Below are 21069 nucleotides of genomic sequence, written 5' to 3' on the forward strand. Positions count from 1 at the left end.
TTCCTGCGCGTGCGGGCGTTCTTGATGTAATTTGCCATGATGTAAGGCCCCGGAAGAATGAATATCTGGAAATATGCGCGATGCCCGCACTAGCGCCACAGGCGGCGGGTGCGGTGGCCGACCGTGACGATCTGGTCATCGGCGCTGATGATGGCATAGATGCCCTTCAACCGGTCATCGTCGGTGCATATGCCTTCCGCCAGCAGTTCCGCATGGCGGCGGCGCGGAAGATAGATCATCTCGCTCCCGCCGCCGGCAGGCTTGCGCACCCCATGCTCCAGAAGCAGGGCGAGGACCACGGGCCGGATGGCGCGCTGCTGGCTGCGCCTGGTGGCATGTTTCGTCATTGCCCCCATGGCGTAGGCGTAGGTCTTCAGAGTATCGCGGCTATGCTTCTTGCTGACGGTACAGGCCATTGCGGTCTCCTCTGTGCATCTGCAGCAGGGATAACCGCGCGCTATGTCAGAAATGGTCGTTGGTGGGACAGGGCGGGCAAAAAACTTTCTCAGGGTCCGGGGGTATGTTCATGATGCTCCAGCGCCTTGCGCAGCAGCCTGCATAATTCCGTACGCAGTTCGACGGGGGCGAGGATTTCCACCGCCGTGCCCCAGGTGAACAGGTAGAAGGCCTGTTCCTGCAGGCCCCCGGCATGGTAGCGCACGATCAGCGAGCCGTCGGGCAGGCGTTCGAGTTCCTGCGTCGGGTGGAAATGGCGCAGTGCTGCGTCCTCCGCCGCCTCGGGCGTGAAGCGCAGGATCACATCATGTGGCGTGTCCTGGTAGATCCCGAATGACCGCGCGGCGAAGGCCTCGAGGTCCCACTGGGCAGGCGGCGGCGTGGCGGGGGCATCCGACAGCTTTATGTCATGCATGCGGTCCAGCCGCCATAACGCGGGTTCCGTCTTGCCCTCCCCGGGGGCGACAAGATAATAGGCCGCCGGCCCATAGAGCAGCCCCCACGGGGTGACCTGACGCAGGCGGTTCGACCCGGTCTTGTACAGGAACGTCACCGCGCATCCCGCCTTGAGCGCCGTGCGGATGGTTTCAAGGATCGTCGGATCGTCCAGCGGGCGCAGGCCAGCCTGCATGGCCTGGCTTTCGCTTGTCAGCAGCGCGTCTAGGTCAGGCGCCATGCGCAGCCGCGCGGCAGGGCGCAGTGCCGCATGGACCTTGTCATACAGCGTGCCGAGAAGGCCCGCGCGCGTGGTATCCCCCTTTGTCTTCAGCGTGGCGATGGCGACACGCAGTTCCGCCAGTTCGTCGACACTTGGCATCTGGAGAAAACCGTCAAGCCCGCCGGGAATGCGGAAGCGTTTCCTGTGGCCGTCCGAGACCGTCTCCCACTGGGGGAACATCTGCTCGAGCACGGCGCGCATGCGATCCACCGTGCGGCGCGTCGTCCCCATTTCGGCCGCCATTTCATCCAGGGTCATGCCTTCGGCGCTGCCCGCGAGTTTGCGGGCCAGCTTCAGAAGGTCATCAAATTTCCCATAGCGCATCGCCGGTCGCTTCGCTCCTGTTATGACCAATTCTGTCATAACAGAAGCCTGCGGCACGCCAACCCGTCACGGCGTATAATGCCCCATCGCCATTTTTCATGATGGCGTGCCGCGCGGCTTATTTCCGGTAGGCGTCAGGCAGGTAGCCGGGACGCGACGTGCGCGGCAGCAGGATATCGGGCAGGCCCGTATGGGACTGGTTGCGCCTGCGGATGCCATCAAGGGTATCTGGCCCGAGCAGCTGGTCATCCGGGCAGAAGGGCGCGCCAAGATAGTCGTTGCAGATCGTGCGCCTGAGCACGATGTCGCGCTTGAGGAACGTGGCGAACAGGAACGGATGGCCCTTTTCTTCGTCAAGCTCCCGGCGGCCGCAGCGCAGTTGCAGGCCCTGTTCAAGGTTGATGAACCACCAGTCCAGCGACAGGTTGCGGTAATATTCGATAAGCCCGTAAAGGTTCCGCAGCGTGGAAGGAGCGTAATTGTGGCTCATGGACCTGAACGCGACTCTTTTTTCGAGATGTGCTGCAAGATCATGCATGGGAAAGGATGCCTTTTGCGAAATCATGGGTGTCCGGTATGTGCATGAAGGTTATGGATACCGGCTACGTCAGGAACGGTCGTAACTGGACAGGTCATGTCGTATTTTGTTGTGATTGGTAAACCGGTGGACGGGCAGGGGCGCGTTCAAGGCTTTTTTCCATCCTGTGTTGCAGGAGAAAGGGTCTCATGCCCCCATGCGAACGCATGGATATGAATGGGGAGCTGCCAATGCCGTTTCTGGCAGATCGTGCGGATTATGGTGATGTGCTGCCTGCTCAATATATCCATAGTAAAGGATGGGCGTATTTAAATGACTCAAGGGTTTGGCAATATGGATGGCGCACGGATTTTCAGGTATTTCCCCAGACATGTTCATATCGCCGGAATCTGCATGTGTGTCGGCATGGCGCTGCCCATACAGAAAACCTATGCCGATCCGGTGATGAAGGCTTATCAGTTTGCTGATGGTTCTACGGAGATCGCTGGTAGCGATGGGGAGAATTTTCTCTGCATCACCCGCAGCAGCATGAAGGAGGGGGCAAACAATACCGTCAGCATCGCAACAGATGGGAAGAACGCGGAGTTTGTCCTGACATCGTCAGATGTCACAGGCGCGGACAGGAATCGTAATTTTGAAGTGAAGTTCATGTACGATGGGAAATACTACAAAGGCTCCATGACAAGGTCGGAGAGCAGGCGGAATATTTTCAGGTTCAGCCTTCCCGCCGATGCGGCCCTCGCATTCCTGAAATCGTTTAATTCCACGGGGCATATGGAAATGTTTTTTGTCCCTATGGATGCAGCGGGCTTCCCTTCCATGGCGGAAGTGGAGTGGAAGTCTTTTCCCACTGACATGAAGCATCAGGAAGATTGCGAGGAATCAAAAGGCCATGTTACGGGATATATTAATGTCATACAGTAAGTATTGATATCTGCTCCTCACCGCAAAAGCGACATCCTTCATGAATGTGCGATATTGCCGCATGGCATGATTGCACTGTAGCGGTTAGACTTCGTGCGAAGCATGCCACGTGGGAGAACGCAATCATTCGTGCCGTTACATCCATTGATGTCGCCCGGGCGGCGGGAGTGTCCCAGTCGGCGGTGTCGCGGGCATTTTCGCCGGGGTCGAGCATCTCTGCACGGACAAAGCAGAAGGTCCTGGCTGCGGCGGCCAGCCTTGGCTACCGGCCCAACCGTATCCCGGCCATCATGCTGTCGGGACGCTCCTTCATGGTGGGGGTGGTGATCGGTGGGCTGGAAAACCCGTTCTATGCCACGGCGCTGGAACGCCTGGCGACCGCCCTGCGGGAAAGTGGCCTGCAGGTGCTGCTCATGCATGTCGATGATGCTCTGACCCTTGACAGTGCGCTCGACCGGTTGGTCAGTTACCGGATCGATGCCATCGTCACGTCGCTGGCCATCGGGTCGAAAGCCGTAGTGCAGGCGCTTTCCCAGCTTCGCCTCCCGGTTGTCTGCTTCAATTCCTCACATGTGGGGCCATGGATCTCGACCGTGAATTCGAACAATCACGGGGCGGGCCTTGTCGCGGCGCGTCTTCTGGGACGGCATGGGATGCAGCGGCCGCTCTGGCTGGCCGGTCCTTCCCGGAATTCGGCGTCGCGCGCACGGGGAAGGGGATTTTGCCAGGGGGTGCGCGATACCGGCATCCCTTCCGCCCGACTGGTCCGGGTGCAGGGGAATGATACCTATGACAGCGGATATGACGCGATTGCCCGCCTGCAAAAGCAGGGCATCCGGCCCGACGCCATTTTTTCCAGCAATGACATGATGGCCTGTGGTGCGATCGATGCGCTGCGTGAGTGCATGGGCCTGCACTGTCCGCATGACGTGGCCATCATGGGATATGACAACATTCCGCAGGCGGCATGGCGCAGTTACGACCTGACATCCTTTGACCAGCAGACCGACCAGATGGTAGCCCGCGCCATGCAGTTGCTGGACGAGGCCCTTGGGACACAGGACGGCCCCGTGTCACGGACATGTATTGTTGACGCGCAGTTGATCGAACGCGGCAGCACGCGCGCCGCCCGATAGGAGATTAGGGCTTGCCTTCGGGCGGGCAAAGCGTGTTGTTTTGCATAGCTATGCAATTTTCCGCCCGTCAGGATCGCCTCATGAGCACACAGAATTTCCGTAGTATTCTCACCGGATCCTTTTCCACCCCCTGTGCCGACAACCCGACCGTCGTGATGATCGAGGCAGCCTACCGGCATGCCGGGATCGATGCGCGCTACATCAACTGCGATGTCACGGCCGCCCATCTGGCGGATGCCGTGAAAGGTGCCGTGGCGATGGAGTGGGTGGGGTTCAACTGCTCGCTCCCGCACAAGGTGGCCGTGATCGCGCATCTTGATGAACTGGCGCAGGCCGCGCGGATCATTGGCGCCGTGAACTGTGTTTCCATTCGCGATGGCAGGCTGGTGGGGGATAATACCGACGGCAAGGGCTTTCTGGCCTCGTTGCGTGACGTAAGCGATCCTGCGGGTAGACATGTTTTCCTGCTGGGGGCCGGTGGCGCGGCGCGAGCCATTGCCGTTGAGCTCGGGCTGGCGGGGGCTGGCCACATCACCGTGGTCAACCGCGATCCTGAAAAGGCCGCGACCATCGCGGCGCTGGTGCGCGACAATACCGGTTGTGACGCCACCGCCGGGGCATGGGCGGGGAAGGCCCGCATTCCCGCGGGGACCGATATCGTCATCAATGCCACATCGGTTGGCCTGGGCGATGCACAGGCCATGCCGGATGTCGATCTGGACACGCTGGCAAGTGGACAGGTTGTCGCGGATGTCATTCCCAATCCCCCGATGACCCGCTTCCTGCGCGAAGCGCATGCGCGTGGCTGCACGCCGCTTGATGGTCTGGGCATGCTGGTCAACCAGGGCGTGATCGGTGTGGAGTTGTGGCTTGGCAAGACACTTGATGCCGGTGTGATGAAGCAGGCCCTGCGCGATATTTTCGGCGCGTCCGACGCGGGTTGACCCGCGCCCCCGCCACAGGGAAAAGGAGCCCGCCGGCATGACCTCCATCCCGGACATTCAGGACATATCCTGCAACCAGGTGCATCAACACGCGCTGGCAGCCCTGGCGGGCATGGTGCATCGTGGTGACCAGACCGTGTCCGCGCGCCGCTACGTGTCGATTGCCGCCACGGTTGCCGCAGTGGGCGGACTGCTGTTTGGATATGACACCGGCATCATCGCATCCGCCCTGATTTTCGTGACGCAGACATTCTCGCTGTCAACCGCCGGGCAGGAATGGGTGGCGGCGGCCCTGAATATCGGGGCGATTTTTGGTGCCCTGCTGAGTGGCCCAGTGTCGGACCGGTGGGGGCGACGGCCCGCCATCATGGTGGCTGCGGGCATTTTCATCATCGCCTCGCTGGGGTGCGGGCTGGCGCCAGATGTCGGGACCCTGATTGTCGCGCGGTTGTGGCTGGGGGCGGCAATCGGTGCGACCACGCAGATCGTCCCGGTCTATGTGGCCGAACTGGCCCCGGCATCCCGACGCGGGGGGCTGGTTTCGCTGTTCCAGCTTGTCTTTTCACTGGGACTGCTGCTGGCTTTCTTCGTGGGGTACGAACTGTCCGGCAGCGCGGAGTCATGGCGGGCGATGTTCATGCTGGGTGCCGTCCCGGCCATCCTGCTCGGCCTTGGCATGATTTTCCTGCCTGAAAGCCCGCGTTGGCTGCTGCATCATGATCATGAACAGCGTGCCGTCTCGATCCTGTATAAACTGCGCGGACACAGGGACATCGTCCGTCAGGAACTGGATGACGTGCTGCAGGCTGACGCGGGCGAAGCCGCAGGGGCAGGGGGTGCGGGTCTTCGCACACGCTGGGTCCGTCCCGCCCTGATCGCAGCGCTGGGGGTTGCTGCGTTTTCGCAACTGTCCGGCCCCAATGTCATTGTCTATTACGCGCCCATCATCCTGTCGCAGGCCGGGCTTGGCCATTCGGCGGCGTTGCTGACATCCGTGTCGGTTGGCGTGACCTCCACGATTACAACCGCGATGGGCATTGCCCTGATCGACCGGGTCGGGCGCCGGCGCATGATGTTATGGATGCTGCCGGTCGCGGCCCTGTCGCTGTTCGTGCTGGGGGCGGTCTTCCTCAGTTCCGCGCCATTGGTGGGCGTGCGCCTGTATCTTATGGTCCTGTCGCTGCTGGGCTACATCTTCTTCAATTTCGGATCGCTGTCGGTGGCGGTCTGGTTGATCGCCGCCGAGGTCTTTCCCCTTTTCATCCGTAGCAAGGCGATGGGACTGGCAAGTGCCACGGTCTGGGTGTCCGATACGCTTGTCTCGCTCGTCACGCTCTCCCTTGTTGAGGCGCTTGGCACGACGGGGACGTTCTGGCTGTTCGGTGTCATCAATCTTGCGGCGTTTGCATTCGTATGGAAATACGTGCCCGAAACTGCCGGCACCACCCTTGAAGAAATTGAAACCGCATTGAAGCGCGGGAATTTTTACAGGACCATCCGCTGAAGCCGCACGGCCCTTTCCGCTCATGCCTTGCGGCACATTCCGTCGAGCAGCACGTCGAGCGCCGCGCGCACCGGTTCGGCGCCGACTTTTTCTTCAAGGAGCTGGCCATTGATGGCCAGCATGGCGAGGCCGTGCACCTGCGCCCAGCATGCCGCCGCCAGTGCGTTTACGGCAACCGGCCGGAAACTGCCATCGCGCCGGCCTTCTTCCAGAAAGCGCAGGAGGATCCCGAACGTCTCCATCGCCGCGTCATGCAGGGCCGGGTCTGCCGTCTTGTCGGCATCGCCACTGAACATCAGGCGATAAAGGCCGGAATGGTCGCACGCAAACGCAATGCAGGCATTGGCCCCGGCCACGAATTTCGCGCGCATGCACAGATCATCGGATGACATCGCCGCCGTCATGGCCTGCCCAAGCCGGACATAGCCGATCCGGGCCAGTTCCCGCAGCAATGCCTCACGGTCATGGAAATGCTTGTAAGGGGCGGCATGGCTGACCCCGGTGCGCCGTGCGACTTCACGCAGCGTAAAGGCCCAGTTCTGGTCCGTGGCGAGCATGGCAAGGGCCGTGTCGATCAGGGCGCGGCGCAGGTCACCATGATGATAGGGGCGGTCCTTTGTTTCACTCATTCGTGATGCCTATGTTTACAGAAGAAACTTTCGTTGACACGGGATCTTCATCCTCCATATCCTGCCTGCACAAGTTTCTCCTGTAAACATGGAGGGGGCAATGTCAGACACGGTTCATGCGCCTGTCACGCCAGTCGACCTGTCGCGTATCCTTGAGCGCCAGCGTGCCGCGTTCGTGCATGCCGGACCACCCGGCGCGGGGCGGCGCCGGGCCGACCTGCGCCGCCTGAAGGCAGAAGTCCTGAAGCGGCGCGCTGGAATCATGGCGGCCCTGAAGGCGGATTTCGGCCAGCGGTCGGAACGTGAAAGCGCCATTGTGGAACTGATCCCGCTGGTGCAGTCGATCAATTACCTCATTCGGCATCTGGGGGGCTGGATGAAACCGGAACGTCGCCACGTTTCGGCCTATTTCCAGAGTGGTGGCGCATGGGTGATCCGTCAGCCGGTTGGTGTGGTGGGGATTATCGCGCCCTGGAATTACCCGCTCTCCCTCGCGCTGGTGCCCCTGGCCACGGCCATCGCCGCAGGCAATCGCGCCATGATCAAGCCGTCGGAACTGACACCGGCGACATCGGTGGTGATCGGGCAGATCATACAGGCGGCCTTCCCGCCAGAGCAGGTCTGTGTGGTTACGGGTGATGCGGAAATGGGGGCGGCGTTTTCAGCCCTGCCATTTGACCATATCCTGTTTACCGGCAGTACGGCGGTCGGAAAGAAGGTGGCGGCCGCTGCTGCCGCCAACCTGACCCCGGTGACACTCGAACTCGGTGGCAAATCCCCCGTGGTCATCGAACCCGGTTTTCCCATGGACCGGGTGGCGCAGCGTGTGGCGTTCGGCAAGCTGACCAATGCGGGACAGACCTGTATCGCGCCCGACTACGTGCTGGTTCACGAGGCGGACCAGCAGGCTTTTGTCACGGCGTATCAGGAGGCCGTCAGGAAGCAGCATCCGGGTGAATATGTGGGCTCCCCCGATTATACGGCCATCCTCAACGCGCATCACTACGCGCGACTGGACCACCTGATCTGCGATGCCGGGGCACAGGGCGCGCATGTCGTGCATCTGGGACGTGATTCCGCAGACAGCCATGTCCTTGCGCCTGTCCTTATCCTGGACGTTACGCCTGCGATGGCCGTCATGCAGGAGGAAATCTTCGGTCCTGTCCTGCCGGTGCTGCGATACCGGACGCTTGATGATGCCATCGCCTTCATCAACGCGCGTCCCCGCCCGCTGGCTCTGTATTACTTCGGGGACAGGCGCGCCGGGCGGGACAGGCTGCTGCAGCGTACGCTTTCGGGGAATGTCATGCTCAACGGGACATTGCTGCATTACGCGCAGGACGACCTGCCATTCGGCGGCGTGGGGGAGAGCGGGATTGGGGCATACCACGGGAAAGAAGGCTTCATTCAACTGACCCATGCGCGTGGCGTTTACCGGCAGGGACGCTTCAATGCGGCGGATATCCTTCGGCCACCATTTGGAAAGATTACTGATCTCATAACGAATTTCATCCTGAGATGAAAAGTTCCACACGGTGCGCACCTGCACGGCTGTGCCTGTCATGCCGCGCCGATGGGCAGTTTCCTTCGGTCAAACCCCGGACTGAGGTCAAGATTTACAAGATATGCCACATTTGAAGATTATGACGTTTGATAAAATGTGCTCTATTTTCCGGAAGCTGTTTAAAAAGGAGCAATACTCCCGGAACGGGGTGCGTTGGAAAAATTCCGTTCGTGCGTGGCCGGCCTTCATGACGGCAGGGACCACAGTTTTGGAAATTCAAGAATAGTTCGTAATTTTTCTGAACCCATAAGGGAAGCACATGCCTTCCGGGTCAGACTGGATGAGCAGGCGTGATATGTCCAGAAGATATCGAGGACGTATTCGCATGTGATGAGGACGGCAAATGCCCGACCTGAGGAGACAGCCTGAAAAGGTCATTTGCCCTGAAGGGTTCTGATCTGGGATATCAGCCTGTAATCCTCCTCGTAAATCTTACGGATACGATAGAGCTGGTCTGCATTCAGGGGCGGCAGGTCGTCTTGTGTCCTGTTGGCGTGGGGGATGCGGTTCGGGGTATATGCCTTCATGAATCTCCTTATGCTGTCCATGTCTTCCATCATGAATAGGTGATCGACCGCGATCCTGCCGTTCCTGTCGGTAAGATACCATTTCTGTTGCCGGAAAATATGGTCGATGTCATAGGGACGGCGCGCCGCATCAATATGGTCAAGGGCATCGTCAATGCAGCGGAAATTCATGTATTGCCGCCGGAAGCCCGCAGTCACGCGCCTGTCGCTGCTTCCGCCCATCCGTGCATATCGATAAGCAGACAGGAAACGCTGTAACGGATCACGCAGGATGGCAAAGGACGGGTATTTATGGACATTCGACATGCGATTGTGAAAGTAACGAATGGTTTCATGCCCGATTTCCATATCGTAAAGCATACGGGAAATGGATGTTCCTGCATTCTTGGGGATATGGATGAACAGCAACCCGCATTGGCGGATCCTTTTCAGACGTTTCCTGCGCTTGGGACCGGGGGGATAAGGGATATGCAGTTCCGCAAGACGTTCATGCAGGTCACTGGACATTTTGACACCAACGACAGGCTGCAGAAGGGTTTGCATGCAATCTCTATTCCCATCAAACTGGATCCGGAGGATGCCGGGCAATTATGAAGAAAAAAAGATAACATTGTGTAACGAATGGCAACAGGTTGGACATGGCCCCTAGGCTCAGGACCCATTGATTTTTGTAGGGAATTTTGATTCAGGCTCTGCAAGGAGACTGAAGATGAGCGACCTGTTTTGGCTGACGGACGATCAGATGGAGCGCCTGCGACCGTTTTTTCCCAAGAGCCACGGCAAACCTCGTGTTGATGACCGCCGCGTGCTGAGTGGCATCATTTTCGTGAACCGCAATGGTCTGCGCTGGCGGGATGCGCCCCGGGAATACGGCCCACACAAGATGCTCTACAACCGTTGGAAACGTTGGGGCGACATGGGCATTTTCATGCGGATGATGGATGGCCTGTCTGCCGAAAAAGCAGAGCCTCAGACCATTATGATTGATGCGACCTATCTCAAAGCACATCGCACGGCTTCAAGCCTGCGGCTAAAAAAGGGGATCCAGGGCGTCTGATCGGACGGACAAAAGGTGGCATGAATACGAAGCTGCATGCGGTCACGGATCAGAACGGACGACCGCTGAGCTTCTTCATGACGGCGGAACAGGTCAGTGATTACACCGGTGCCGCTGCTCTGCTGGACAGCCTTCCTATGGCACAGTGGATGCTGGCGGACCGGGGTTATGATGCTGACTGGTTCCGGGATGCCTTGGAGGAAAAAGGGATCAGGCCCTGCATTCCGGGACGGAGATCCCGCGGAAAGCCAGTCAAATACGACAAGCGAAAATACAAAAGACGCAACCGCATCGAGATTATGTTCGGAAGGCTCAAGGACTGGCGGCGGGTCGCAACCCGCTATGACAGATGCCCCACCGTCTTCTTCTCCGCCATCTGCCTCGCCGCAACCGTCATCTTCTGGCTATGAGTCCTGAGCCTAATGGACCATGGGGCATGTCCTGATCCCGGAATTGCAGGCGTTTTTTCCATCCTGACATATTGGAGGCCGGGATGGAAAATCATTCAGCGATAATGGGGGAGGCGGTCAGTCAGGCATTTTGATTTTTGCTGACTTTATTTCGTGTTTTTGCGCATCCAGATTGCCGAATACGGTAAACGTGCAGAGCCCGTCAGAAGCGCGGTTTGCATTGGAGCAGTTGCTTCCTATGTATTTCTTGCTGTCATCGTCTATGTCATTGTAATTTATCTTATAGGAAATGCTGGTTCTCATACCTTCCGATGATCGGGACATGTCTATCGGGTTAAAATAGCATGTCCGTAGGCTTTCATTCAGGTCGCAATGTATTTTCCCTGTCCCGATTTCAGATGCACTGTATGTGCTGGCATATTTGTAAATAAAAATACCAAAAACAGAAAATAATATCGCGAAAAATAAAATATTTGATGTAAATCTGAGTGCTGTCTTTAACATAACGTGCCCTGCGTGTTATCTATTGTTCCTCAGATTTTAGCATGGTTGAATGTATTGATATACATGGAAAATGGTTTTGTTTTCCTGAATATTATGCGCAGGAAAGCATCGGACTGTTCAGTCACCCATGATCCTGACGGTCCCGTCCGGGTTCCGCGTCACGGGGTCAATCCTCATGATGGCTTTGGGGGACAGGCTTCCATAAAGATGCGGAAACAACTGACCCGCGCGCGAAGGCTCCCACCGCAGGGCATCCCCAAGGCTCTTCCGGTCGATTGCGGCAAGCATCAGGCCGGATTGTCCCTTGAAATACAGGTCGACCGTGGTGGTCACCTGGGCGGCGGTGGACATATGTATGAAACCATCGGCGAGATCGAGCGCGGAGCCGGCGAACACGTTTTCCCGCATCAGGGATTCATATTCAGGTGCCGTCAGGATTTTATATACGGTCTGTTCCGTCATGAATTTCCATCCAATCTAATCTGGCGTGTGCTGTAATTTCTTAAAACAGGATCAGGTTGATCGACAGCCCAAATAAAACCATGCTCCACAGGGTGACCAGGACCATCTTTCTCTTTATGACATTTCTGGACAGCAGGGAAATGAGGGGGTCATGAAACTCCCTGAACGCTCTTTTATCCTTTTCCCGGTACAGTCCGTTATTTTCGCAGATCCCCACGGATTCCATCAGGAAAAGGCGGAACGCGCCAAGCTCGTCCTCCTTGTACAAGGTTTCCCTGTTGATGGAGATTGTCTTCGGACCACATCGTAATATACGCATGACGAATAAAAGATATTTATTTATCCCAAGATATTGCGAAGCCTCCACAGGGGAAAGAATGGCCTTCCTGGGAAAGCGTATCAGGCCTGTCGTGTCACCTTGAAACGAAGTCATCGGAATGTTCTTTCCTTTGTGGTGAGGGGAGGGTGTGCAGGTCCACCTGATCTTTGGGGTTGGCGGTCATCATACATCGCCTGTGGCTTCAGCCTCAATCGGCACGCGGCATATATGTCCCGGCAGGAGGTCACGAGCGTTCGATCTCGACCCGGGAGTCTTTTTTCATGGCTGGCGGATGGCCGGTCTTGCTGGATATGAAGTCTTCATGCGGTGGCAGTCCCACATGAGCAAAAAAATCAAACAGAAAATCCAATCTTGTTTCCGTAAAGCAAGCATTGACAGAAATATATTTTCAATCTAATGGGAAAAATAAGGTGGTATACTACTGAAAAATTTATATTCTGTTCTAGGGTTCTGAATGAATATCAGGCTTTCTTGGTGAATAATCATTATGAGATGATTGATTGTTATTTGGTAATGCGTTCCCGCGTGAATGTAAACCTGTAAGAATTTTCCTCCGGAATACCTCTGGTTTGTTCCTGAAACAGCATATTGAATACAGGATATAGTCCCAATTCCATGATCTGGCGTCTCTTGAAGTCTCCTTTTGTTTCCGGGGTGCTGTTTGCGCTGCTGATGGCGGTGGTGTGCCTGACGTACCTGCCCCCTGATCGCCAGGCGTTCGTGGCGATCGGCGGTGCTGTCCTGTTTTTCCTTGTCCGCCGGCATAATGAACGCTGGTCGCGCTGCTTCCTGATGGTGCTTTCCCTCGTTGTGTCGGGGCGCTACCTGGTGTGGCGGTTCACCTCGACCCTCGACCTTGATGGTGCCTTGCAGACCATTCTGGTGCTGGCGCTGGCCATTGGCGAAATTTACACCACCATTCGTGTCGGGTTCACGTATTTCCAGCTTGCGTGGCCCCTGCGGCGGCAGATCCATCCCCTGCCGGACGATCCCGCAACCTGGCCGGTCATCGACGTGTACGTCCCGACCTATAACGAGGATATTTCCATTGTCCGCACCACGGTGCTGGGCTGCCTGTCCCTGGACTGGCCCGCGGACAAGCTCAACGTCTATATCCTAGATGACGGGCGGCGGCCTGCATTCCGCGACTTTGCCATGCAGGTGGGGGCGGGCTATATCAACCGCGCGCAGAACATGCATGCGAAGGCAGGCAACCTCAATCACGCCATCAGCGTGACGACAGGCGACATCATCGCCATTTTTGACTGCGACCATGTGCCCGTGCGCGGGTTCCTGAAGAAGACCGTCGGGTGGATGATCGCGGACCCCAACCTGGCACTGCTGCAGACGCCGCATCATTTCTATTCCCCCGATCCCTTCCGGCGCAACATGAGCAGGGGGATGGAGGTCCCGCCCGAAAGCAACCTGTTCTACGGGCTGCTGCAGGACGGCAACGACTTCTGGAATGCGACGTTCTTCTGCGGTTCGTGCGCCCTGCTGCGGCGCAAGGCCATCACCTCGATCAACGGGTTCGCCACCGAAACCGTGACGGAGGACGCCCATACGGCCCTGCGCATGCAGCGCAAGGGGTGGGGGACGGGATACCTGCGTGAACCGCTTGCCGCCGGGCTGGAGACGGAAACCCTTCTCCTGCAGGTCGGGCAGCGCGTGCGCTGGGCGCGCGGGATGTTCCAGATGCTGCGCCTCGACAACCCGCTGTTTGGGCGTGGCCTGCGCCTGACGCAGCGGATCTGTTACATGGCGGCGGCGACGAACTACTTTTTCGCCATGCCAAGGATCATGTTCCTGATGGCCCCGCTGGCCTACCTGTTCCTGGGCGTCACCATGATCGCGGCATCGCCGTACGAACTTGCGGTCTATGCGCTGCCGCACCTGTTCCATACGACCATGACCATGTCGCGCCTGCAGGGGCGGTGGCGTTACTCCTTCTGGAGCGAAATTTACGAATCCATGCTTGCGCCATTTCTGGTGCGCATGACGTTCGTCACCATGATCGCGCCGCACAAGGGCAGTTTCAACGTCACGGACAAGGGCGGCCTGCTGGACCGGGAGCGTTTCGACTGGCGCGCCTCCTATCCCGGCGTGATCATGGCCGTCATACTGGTGGTCGGCCTGTTCAGCGGTATCTGGGCGGCGATCGCCCATTACCATGAAACGCTGGTTTTCCGGGCGATGGCGGTCAATTCGATCTGGGTGCTGTTCAGCCTGATCATCGTCCTTGGCGGTGTGGCCGCCGCACGTGAGACGCGCCAGCGCCGCCGCAACCACCGCGTTGCCGCCACACTCCCGTTCAGTCTTGCGGACGGGGCGGGAGGGGTGTTCGCATGCCGCAGCGTCGATGTCTCGATGGGGGGCTGCCAGCTTGACGTGCCCGCCGGACTGCCGGTTGAGGTGGGGCAGGTGGTGTCGCTGGGCTGGTCGCTTGTAACCGGTCCGGTCACGATGCGCGCAACTGTCATCGCCCGGCGCGAGGGGCGGTTGCACCTGCAGTGGATCATCCCCGGGATTGCGGCGGAAAGGCAGGTCGTGGGACTGGTGTTCGGCCGTGATGATGCCTGGGCGCAGTGGTCCGATTTCCCGCCGGACCGTCCCCTGCGCAGCCTCTACCTGCTTGTGGTCAGCATCTGTGCGCTGTTCCGCCCCTATCCCCGCGCGGAGGCGGCGACGCCCGTCCCGCAGGCCGCGGAAAAGAAGGCACCGCCCGAAGAGAAGCTGCCCGCCCGGCAGCTTGTCATCCCGCCGGACCAGAAGGTGACGATGCGCAATGTCGGCACGATGGTCATGCTGGCGGTGCTGTTCGTCCTTTCTGGCGGGGCGTGGGGTGCGTGCGCGGCACAGGCCACGCAGGGCGCGGACATCGCGGCGGGTCGCGACAATCCGGTCGTCGCCATCGACGATGCGCACATGACCGTCGCGGATGTGGACGAGGTCTCGCGCCAGCCCGTCACACGTACGCGCACCCTGGCGGAAATACGGCCGGGGGAGGAGATGGTCCTGCGGGCAGGCGCACCGTTGCAGGGCCTGATCGCGAAGGTGGGGCGCGACGTCATCATCACGGCCGCGCACCTTGACGTTTCAGGGACCGCGCGCATGGGAAGCGCGGCAGGTCACGCGGCAGTCGCGGTCAGCATCAACAATCAGGATGTGGGCGTGATCTGTCCTGCGGCCGATGGAAGCTTCGGCCCGGTGGACCTGCCGGTCAGCACCATGTTCCTTGATACGCGCAACAGGATCAATTTCCGCCTGTTCATGCGTGGCCCCCAGCCGTCCGGGTATCCCGCACCGGCCTGCGGGCCGGATGCGCGCGGGCCGACCGGCACTGTGGCGCAGGTCACGGATCCCGCCACCCGGATTACGATTTCACCACAATCCACCCTGACGCTGACAACCGTCAGCCTTGTGCCGCACCGCCTGCTGTCGGCCCTGCCTTATCCGGTGCTCGACCCTGATGCGGCGCAGGCGCCGGTGGTGACCTTCGTCATGCCCGGCCTGTCCGATCCGGACATGCTGGCATCCGCGGGGATGCTGGCGTCATGGTTCGGGTTGCAGGCGCGTGACCGCCGCATCCATTTCAACGTGACGGATACCCTTCCATCGCAAGGCAACGCGGTGGCCATCGGACCGGGTCTGCCGGGACCGTGGGGGGCCGTGCCGGCGGGGCCGGAACTGGCGGCCGTGCCAAACCCGCATGACAGGTTCGGCACGACACTGGTGGTGACCGGGCGCAGCATGGCGGAGGTCAGGATCGCGGCCCGGGCGCTTGCCCTTGGGGCCGAACATGACGCGGTGGGCGCGCACGCGCTAGCCCCGGTCCTCAATCCCCCCGCCCGGCAGCCCTATGATGCCCCCGGACTGGTGCGCACCGACCGGCCCGTCACCTTTGGCGAACTGGTCTCGACCGCATCCCTGCGCACCCACGGCCTGATGTCCGGGACGCTCCAGGTGCCGATCTCCCTGCCGCCGGACCTGCGGTCATGGCGTTCAAGGCCGTTCATGGCGCGCCTGCAACTCCGCGCGCCCGAAGACGGGGTGCTGGACCGTGCGAAATCGCATGTCAGCGTGACGCTCAACGGGACATACCTGCATTCCTACCCGCTGGTGCCGTGGTCGCTCAACCCGTTCCGCGCACGTGGCGCGCCGGTGGAACATGACCTGGAACTGCCGGTCTGGAAGATGTCGCAGCATAACGAACTGCGCCTGTATTTCGATGTCCAGCCCCGGCACATGACGGAACAGGCGGCCATCGCCTCGCCCGATGTGGTCGAACTCGACCCGTCCTCGACGATGGATTTTTCGAAGTCGCGCCATTTCGCGGTGCTGCCGGATATCACGATGTTCGCGACCGCGGCCTTTCCCTTCTCCCGCATGGCGGACCTGTCGGAAACGACCGTGCTGCTGCCGCCGCACCCGGCGGCGGAGACCGTTGCGACATTCCTTGACCTGATGGGCTTTGCCGGGGCCATCAGCAGCTATCCCGTGACGGGCGTGGATGTCCGCACCACCGATATGCCGGTTGACGGGTCGATCACGGGCGATGTGCTGGTGGTCTCCACGCTGGACGGACTGGGCAACGCGCGGGCGGCCCTTGCCAATGCGGGGTATGTGCGTCACCGCTCCCTCCTCGAGCGTGTCGGGGCGCGGGTGATGCACCCGGACCGGGGCGCTGCCCCGCCGTCCTATGACCTGGCGGAAGGGGCGGTGGTGGCCGCGCAGTCGCCGTTCGTTGCGCACCGTTCCGTGGTTGCGGTGCTGGGGGCGACACCCGCCGCGCTGTCGGCCATGGTCCATGACCTGCGTGACCCGGCGCACATGGCGCGTTTCCAGGGGGATATGGTGATCCGCCACGGGGACCGCCTGGATGATTACCGCACCGGGGGGGTCTATACCGTGGGGAACATGCCGGCATGGATGCTGCCGGACTGGTACCTTGGCGGCCATCCGCTGCTGCTGTGCGTGCTTGGGGTCATGGCCGCACTGTGCGGAACGTCATGCGCCATGAAACTGCTGGGCGCACGCAGCAGGCGGCGCATCCTGAACGATGACCTGACGGGCGACCTGTAATACAATGAGTCTGACCATGCTTGATGGGCCTTTTGTCCCGTGTCGCGTTTCCGTACCGTCCGCCCGCCGCCCCGTGGCATGGATGTGGGGGGGCATTGCGCTTGCCGGGGCCGTGTGCCTGTGCACGCCACCCGCATCCGCGCAGACGCCGGTGCGCTATGCCGAAGGCATCCTCGACCAGCAGATAGAGGAAGGGGCCTTCTGGATCCACCATGGGAACGATACGCACGCCCTGCATGCGCTTGAGCGCGCGTTGCGGATCGAGCCGGACAATCTGGAGGCGCGCCTCATGCTGGGCGCGGTTCAGGTGCACCAGAACGACCTTCCCGCGGCCCGTGCCACATTGCAGGCATTGCAGGCGCAGGGGGCGACGGCGCAGGCCGCGATGCTGCGTGGCTGGATCGGGCAGCCCCCCATCGACCCTGCCGCGCTTGCGAATGCCCGTGCCGTGGCCGACCATGGCAAGCCACTGCAGGCGACGCTGGCCTATCGCGCCGTTTTCCGCGACGCGCACCCGCTGCCGGAACAGGAACTGGAATATGACCGGGTCCTGTCGGGGTCGCTTCTGGGATATGCCGAGGCCACGCAGCGACTGCGTGCGCTTGGCGCGCTGCTGCCGCACGACCTTGAGGTGCGCATGGCCCTTGCGCAGGCGCTGAGCTATCGCCCGGCCTCCCGCCCCGCCGCCATCGAGGACATGCGCACACTGGCCACGTCATCCGCGACGCCGGACTTTATCCGTGACGAGGTGATGCAGTCATGGCGCAAGACGCTGGAATGGATGGGAACGGACCCGCAGGCGGAGCCGTATTACCGCGAATGGCTGTCGCTGCATCCCGACGATGCGGAAATGCGCGCCCGTCTGGATACGGTGCAGGCCGCACGGGTAGAGGCTGAACGCATGGCGCTGGTGGGGCGGGGGTATCATGCGCTGTCGCATGGCGATCTGGACCAGGCGGAGGCGGATTTCCACAATTCCATGCAGTCCGATACCCCCCGGCCGGAAGCGCTGGAGGGGCTGGGCCTTGTGGCGCAGCGCCGTGGGGATACAAAGGCCGCGCGTACCTTCCTGACGCAGGCGCTGGGCCTTGCGCCGGGGAACGAAGGCATCCGCGCGGCCCTTGCCGGGCTGGATGCGCCGGGCGGCGACCCGCAACTGGCGCGCATGTGGGCGCTGGTGGCGCATCACCAGTATGAGGAAGCATGGGCCATGCTGCCTGCCGTGGAAAAGGACCATGGCAGGATTGTCGACACGGTCCGGGTGCGCGCCATCATCGAACAGTCACGTCACCAGTTGGGCAGCGCGGAGGCGGCATGGCGCGAGGTGCTGCGTATGGTGCCCGGCGACATGCCTGCTGCGGCGGCCCTGTCCGACGTGCTGATCGAAGAGGGGAAGATCCGTGAGGCCGAGGGATGGGTCGCGCGGCTCAGGGCGGCGCGCTATCCCGGCGTTACGGGGCTGGAGGCCAGTGTGCTCGGTGCCATGGCGGAGATCGAGACGGACCCGCGCAAACGTGTCCTGCTGCTGGAACAGGCGGTGCGTGATGCCCCGCGCAATGGCTGGCTGCGGCTGCATCTGGCGCAGGCCCTGCTGACACAGGGGCAGGCGACGCGTGCACGCACGCTGATGGCGCCGCTATGCGGTTCCCTGCCGAAGACGGACGAGGACATGCGCATCTGTTTCGCCTTCGCCCTGCAGGATCAGGATATGCCCCGTGCCGATGCGCTGCTGGCGCACCTGCCGCGCGCGGACATCACCGCGCAGATGGCCGATGGCGTGGCGCAGGTGATGCTGTGGCACCGGATCAGCACCCTGCCACCGCAGGATGCGCAGGCGGTTGCGATGCTGGAGAGCATGTCCGTGGTGCCTGACCCCGAAGGGACGCACGCGCGCCTGGTGGTGGATGCAATGCTCAGGCGGCATGCGTCGGCCCAGGCCACGGCCGGGGTGCTGCAACGTGCCCTGGCACAGGATGCGGGGCATGTCACGGTGAACCAGAGCCTGTCCTACGCCGGCATGTTCATGCAGATTGGCGACCCCATGGCGGCGCAGCGGGTGCTTGATGCGCTGCCCTCCATCATGCAGGGCAGGCAGCTGACGCCTACGCAGGCGCGCGACCTGCATGACATGCGCAAGAGCCTTGCGATCGCGCAGGCCGACCATGATGACATTGATGGCCATCCCGACGCGGCGCGACGCCTGCTTGACCCGCTGCTGGCGCAAAATCCGGAGGATGCCGACCTGCTTCTGGCCCGCGGGCGTGTCGAGGCCGCGATGCGCAGGCCCGTGGATGCGCTGGTTTATGACCGCCGGGCGCTTGCCATCCGTCCCGATGACAGGATGGGCGAGGCCGCCCTTGCCCGGGACAGCCTTGCAGGTGGCCATGAACAGGCAGCGCGGGAGATGGCGCGCACGTTGCAGCAGGCCCACCCGCAATGGGGCGACACATGGGAAATCCAGGCCGAGATCGACGGTCTGGACGGTCGCGACCGTCGCCGCCTGCGCGATGTGCAACGTGCCCGCACACTGGACTGCACGCCCACGCGGGACGAGGATGATTCCACCGGCCACGGGACGCGTATCGATGCAGGCTGCGCCCCGTATCGCGTGCGTGCCGCCGATGAATGGCCCGACATCAGCACCGGTTTCGTGCCCGGCATGGGGGCAGGCATGCCGGAGGTTTACCATTACGACCCGTCCCTGACCCCGGTGCAGGCGCTGGACCGGCAGGGGGACTACCTGTCGCGTGCGCTTGGGCCACAGGCTGACGGCAATCTGGAAATCCGTGACCGTTCGGGGCAGTCGGGGCTGGGCCACATGACAGTGGTCAATATCCCCATGACCGCCACGCTGCCGTTTTCCTCCACCCAGCACCAGTTTTCCTTTTCGGTGATGCCCAGTGTGCTGATGTCCGGGGACCCGCTGGCGTCCACGGGCACGGCGCTGCAATATGGCAGTGTCGCGGGTAATGGCGTGCGCTCCGGTTTCCATGTGCCTGCCGCCGTCGCGGGTGTCGCGCTGTCGGCGCATTACCAGTGGCGGTGGGTGGCGGCCGATGTCGGGTCAACCCCGCTGGGGTTTGCCACGTCCAATGTCCTTGGCGGGATCGAACTGACGCCGCACCTGACCCATGACCTGATCCTGCGCGTGACGGGGGAACGCCGCGCGGTGACCGACAGCCTTCTGGCCTATTCCGGGGCGCGGGATCCCGGCACGGGACGGATCTGGGGCGGGGTGACGCGCAACCGCGGGCATGGGCAACTGGAATGGTCGCAGCCGGGATACAACCTGTATGCCGGTGGTGGCTATGCGGTGATGCAGGGCACCAATACGGTGGCCAATCACGAGGCCGAGGCCGGGGCAGGTGGCTCCGCCCTGGTGTGGCACCGCCATGATGCGCAGCATCTGCGCCTTGGGCTGGACCTTGTCTATTTCGGGTATCGCCGCAATTCCTACTTCTTTACATGGGGGCAGGGGGGCTACTTCTCCCCGCATGCGTTCATGGCGGCGCTGATGCCGCTGACCTATGACGGGCATGCCGGGCGGTGGACATGGCTGTTCAAGGGCGAAGGCGGCTACCAGCATTATACCGAAAACGCGACCGCGATGTTCCCGCTGGGGGAGGGCGGGATCGCGGCAAGGCAGAAATATGCCGGGCAGTCGACCGGTGGCCTTGCGGGCAATGTCATGGCGCGCGCCATTTACCAGATGACCCCGTCATTGCGCCTTGGCGTGGAGGGGGGATATTCCCGTTCGGGAAGCTGGGATGAAGTCCACGGCATGCTCATGCTGCATTACGCGCCGGGGCACTGAACCGGGTAACGGTGCATGATTCACAGGTTTGCATGGCGGCAAACCTGTGAATGGCCTGTCTTTACTGTCTGGAAACCGGGTGCCACGGATTGAGGCGTTTTTTCCTCCGGTTCATGGAATGTCGCGCCTGATGACC

The 21069-nt window shown here is 61.1% G+C and carries 17 protein-coding genes; 9 read left to right on the forward strand and 8 right to left on the reverse strand.

Translation table 11 applies throughout. From position 1 onward, the window contains the following. Positions 1-89 precede the first annotated feature (89 nt). From KMAL_RS06410 to KMAL_RS06420, 3 genes are all read right to left on the reverse strand, one after another. Positions 90-416: a hypothetical protein gene (locus tag KMAL_RS06410; RefSeq protein ID WP_110094914.1), complete on the reverse strand. Its 327-nt coding sequence runs from the start codon at positions 414-416 to the stop codon at positions 90-92. Between the two features lie 89 nt (positions 417-505). Beyond that, on the reverse strand, positions 506-1498 hold the full coding sequence (locus tag KMAL_RS06415) for a helix-turn-helix transcriptional regulator (protein WP_110094915.1): 993 nt from the start codon (positions 1496-1498) through the stop codon (positions 506-508). A 118-nt stretch (positions 1499-1616) separates the two neighbouring features. Beyond that, complete coding sequence (locus KMAL_RS06420) at positions 1617-1988, reverse strand: hypothetical protein (protein WP_110094916.1); 372 nt, start codon at positions 1986-1988, stop codon at positions 1617-1619. A 360-nt stretch (positions 1989-2348) separates the two neighbouring features. Between KMAL_RS06420 and KMAL_RS06425 the strand changes: the two genes are divergently transcribed. The 4 genes from KMAL_RS06425 to KMAL_RS06440 all read left to right on the forward strand — a co-directional run bounded on the left by KMAL_RS06425 (position 2349) and on the right by KMAL_RS06440 (position 6544). Next, entirely contained in the window at positions 2349-2960 is a 612-nt protein-coding gene (locus KMAL_RS06425; RefSeq protein ID WP_110094917.1) for a hypothetical protein, read from the forward strand. Positions 2961-3127: 167 nt separating this feature from the next. Continuing rightward, positions 3128-4096, forward strand: coding sequence for a LacI family DNA-binding transcriptional regulator (locus KMAL_RS06430; protein ID WP_239019983.1), 969 nt, complete (start codon positions 3128-3130; stop codon positions 4094-4096). 80 nt (positions 4097-4176) lie between these two features. Further along, the gene (locus KMAL_RS06435; protein ID WP_110094919.1) at positions 4177-5040 is read left to right on the forward strand and encodes a shikimate dehydrogenase family protein; all 864 of its coding nucleotides are present in this window, start codon (positions 4177-4179) and stop codon (positions 5038-5040) included. A 37-nt stretch (positions 5041-5077) separates the two neighbouring features. Further along, positions 5078-6544: a sugar porter family MFS transporter gene (locus KMAL_RS06440; RefSeq protein WP_110094920.1), complete on the forward strand. Its 1467-nt coding sequence runs from the start codon at positions 5078-5080 to the stop codon at positions 6542-6544. Positions 6545-6564: 20 nt separating this feature from the next. On the opposite strand, the gene KMAL_RS06445 is transcribed toward KMAL_RS06440, so the two are convergent. Continuing rightward, on the reverse strand, positions 6565-7173 hold the full coding sequence (locus KMAL_RS06445; RefSeq protein ID WP_110094921.1) for a TetR/AcrR family transcriptional regulator: 609 nt from the start codon (positions 7171-7173) through the stop codon (positions 6565-6567). Positions 7174-7261: 88 nt separating this feature from the next. Here KMAL_RS06445 and KMAL_RS06450 point away from each other — a divergent pair, with 88 nt between their 5' ends. Both KMAL_RS06450 and KMAL_RS17900 read left to right on the forward strand, forming a co-directional pair. Beyond that, complete coding sequence (locus tag KMAL_RS06450; protein WP_408887899.1) at positions 7262-8695, forward strand: coniferyl aldehyde dehydrogenase; 1434 nt, start codon at positions 7262-7264, stop codon at positions 8693-8695. Positions 8696-8890: 195 nt separating this feature from the next. Continuing rightward, the gene (locus KMAL_RS17900; protein ID WP_408887900.1) at positions 8891-9031 is read left to right on the forward strand and encodes a hypothetical protein; all 141 of its coding nucleotides are present in this window, start codon (positions 8891-8893) and stop codon (positions 9029-9031) included. An 80-nt stretch (positions 9032-9111) separates the two neighbouring features. On the opposite strand, the gene KMAL_RS06455 is transcribed toward KMAL_RS17900, so the two are convergent. After that, the gene (locus tag KMAL_RS06455) at positions 9112-9807 is read right to left on the reverse strand and encodes a sulfotransferase family 2 domain-containing protein (RefSeq protein ID WP_110094923.1); all 696 of its coding nucleotides are present in this window, start codon (positions 9805-9807) and stop codon (positions 9112-9114) included. Positions 9808-9973: 166 nt separating this feature from the next. Between KMAL_RS06455 and KMAL_RS06460 the strand changes: the two genes are divergently transcribed. Then, positions 9974-10731, forward strand: a protein-coding gene (locus tag KMAL_RS06460; RefSeq protein WP_110094924.1) for an IS5 family transposase whose coding sequence is annotated in 2 segments (ribosomal slippage) — positions 9974-10295 and positions 10295-10731 — 759 coding nt in all. Because the reading frame shifts where the segments join, the coding sequence is not laid out codon by codon here. Between the two features lie 621 nt (positions 10732-11352). On the opposite strand, the gene KMAL_RS06465 is transcribed toward KMAL_RS06460, so the two are convergent. The 3 genes from KMAL_RS06465 to KMAL_RS17780 all read right to left on the reverse strand — a co-directional run bounded on the left by KMAL_RS06465 (position 11353) and on the right by KMAL_RS17780 (position 12386). Further along, a complete protein-coding gene (locus KMAL_RS06465; protein ID WP_110094925.1) occupies positions 11353-11697 on the reverse strand; it encodes a DUF952 domain-containing protein in 345 nt (114 codons plus the stop codon). A gap of 40 nt (positions 11698-11737) precedes the next feature. Beyond that, positions 11738-12130 (reverse strand): hypothetical protein, encoded by a 393-nt coding sequence (locus KMAL_RS06470; protein ID WP_110094926.1) that lies wholly within the window; start codon positions 12128-12130, stop codon positions 11738-11740. 130 nt (positions 12131-12260) lie between these two features. Beyond that, positions 12261-12386 carry a hypothetical protein gene (locus KMAL_RS17780; RefSeq protein WP_275399312.1) on the reverse strand — a complete coding sequence of 42 codons (126 nt, stop codon included), beginning with the start codon at positions 12384-12386 and terminating at the stop codon, positions 12261-12263. Positions 12387-12652: 266 nt separating this feature from the next. Between KMAL_RS17780 and bcsA the strand changes: the two genes are divergently transcribed. Together bcsA and KMAL_RS06480 are read left to right on the forward strand one after the other, a co-directional pair. Beyond that, positions 12653-17119, forward strand: a complete 4467-nt coding sequence (bcsA, locus tag KMAL_RS06475) for a UDP-forming cellulose synthase catalytic subunit (RefSeq protein WP_110094927.1) — start codon at positions 12653-12655, stop codon at positions 17117-17119. 4 nt (positions 17120-17123) lie between these two features. Then, positions 17124-20933 carry a cellulose synthase subunit BcsC-related outer membrane protein gene (locus tag KMAL_RS06480; RefSeq protein WP_239019985.1) on the forward strand — a complete coding sequence of 1270 codons (3810 nt, stop codon included), beginning with the start codon at positions 17124-17126 and terminating at the stop codon, positions 20931-20933. Positions 20934-21069 lie beyond the last annotated feature (136 nt).

The sequence above is a fragment of the Novacetimonas maltaceti genome (assembly GCF_002906255.1).
Classification (GTDB): domain Bacteria; phylum Pseudomonadota; class Alphaproteobacteria; order Acetobacterales; family Acetobacteraceae; genus Novacetimonas; species Novacetimonas maltaceti.

Coding starts and splice junctions, on each gene's coding strand:
- KMAL_RS06410 (WP_110094914.1), bottom strand. CDS start 416: ATGGCCTGTACCGTCAGCAAGAAGCATAGCCGCGATACTCTGAAGACC.
- KMAL_RS06415 (WP_110094915.1), bottom strand. CDS start 1,498: ATGCGCTATGGGAAATTTGATGACCTTCTGAAGCTGGCCCGCAAACTC.
- KMAL_RS06420 (WP_110094916.1), bottom strand. CDS start 1,988: ATGAGCCACAATTACGCTCCTTCCACGCTGCGGAACCTTTACGGGCTT.
- KMAL_RS06425 (WP_110094917.1), top strand. CDS start 2,349: ATGACTCAAGGGTTTGGCAATATGGATGGCGCACGGATTTTCAGGTAT.
- KMAL_RS06435 (WP_110094919.1), top strand. CDS start 4,177: ATGAGCACACAGAATTTCCGTAGTATTCTCACCGGATCCTTTTCCACC.
- KMAL_RS06440 (WP_110094920.1), top strand. CDS start 5,078: ATGACCTCCATCCCGGACATTCAGGACATATCCTGCAACCAGGTGCAT.
- KMAL_RS06445 (WP_110094921.1), bottom strand. CDS start 7,173: ATGAGTGAAACAAAGGACCGCCCCTATCATCATGGTGACCTGCGCCGC.
- KMAL_RS06450 (WP_408887899.1), top strand. CDS start 7,262: ATGGAGGGGGCAATGTCAGACACGGTTCATGCGCCTGTCACGCCAGTC.
- KMAL_RS06455 (WP_110094923.1), bottom strand. CDS start 9,807: ATGCAAACCCTTCTGCAGCCTGTCGTTGGTGTCAAAATGTCCAGTGAC.
- KMAL_RS06465 (WP_110094925.1), bottom strand. CDS start 11,697: ATGACGGAACAGACCGTATATAAAATCCTGACGGCACCTGAATATGAA.
- KMAL_RS06470 (WP_110094926.1), bottom strand. CDS start 12,130: ATGACTTCGTTTCAAGGTGACACGACAGGCCTGATACGCTTTCCCAGG.
- bcsA (WP_110094927.1), top strand. CDS start 12,653: ATGATCTGGCGTCTCTTGAAGTCTCCTTTTGTTTCCGGGGTGCTGTTT.
- KMAL_RS06480 (WP_239019985.1), top strand. CDS start 17,124: ATGAGTCTGACCATGCTTGATGGGCCTTTTGTCCCGTGTCGCGTTTCC.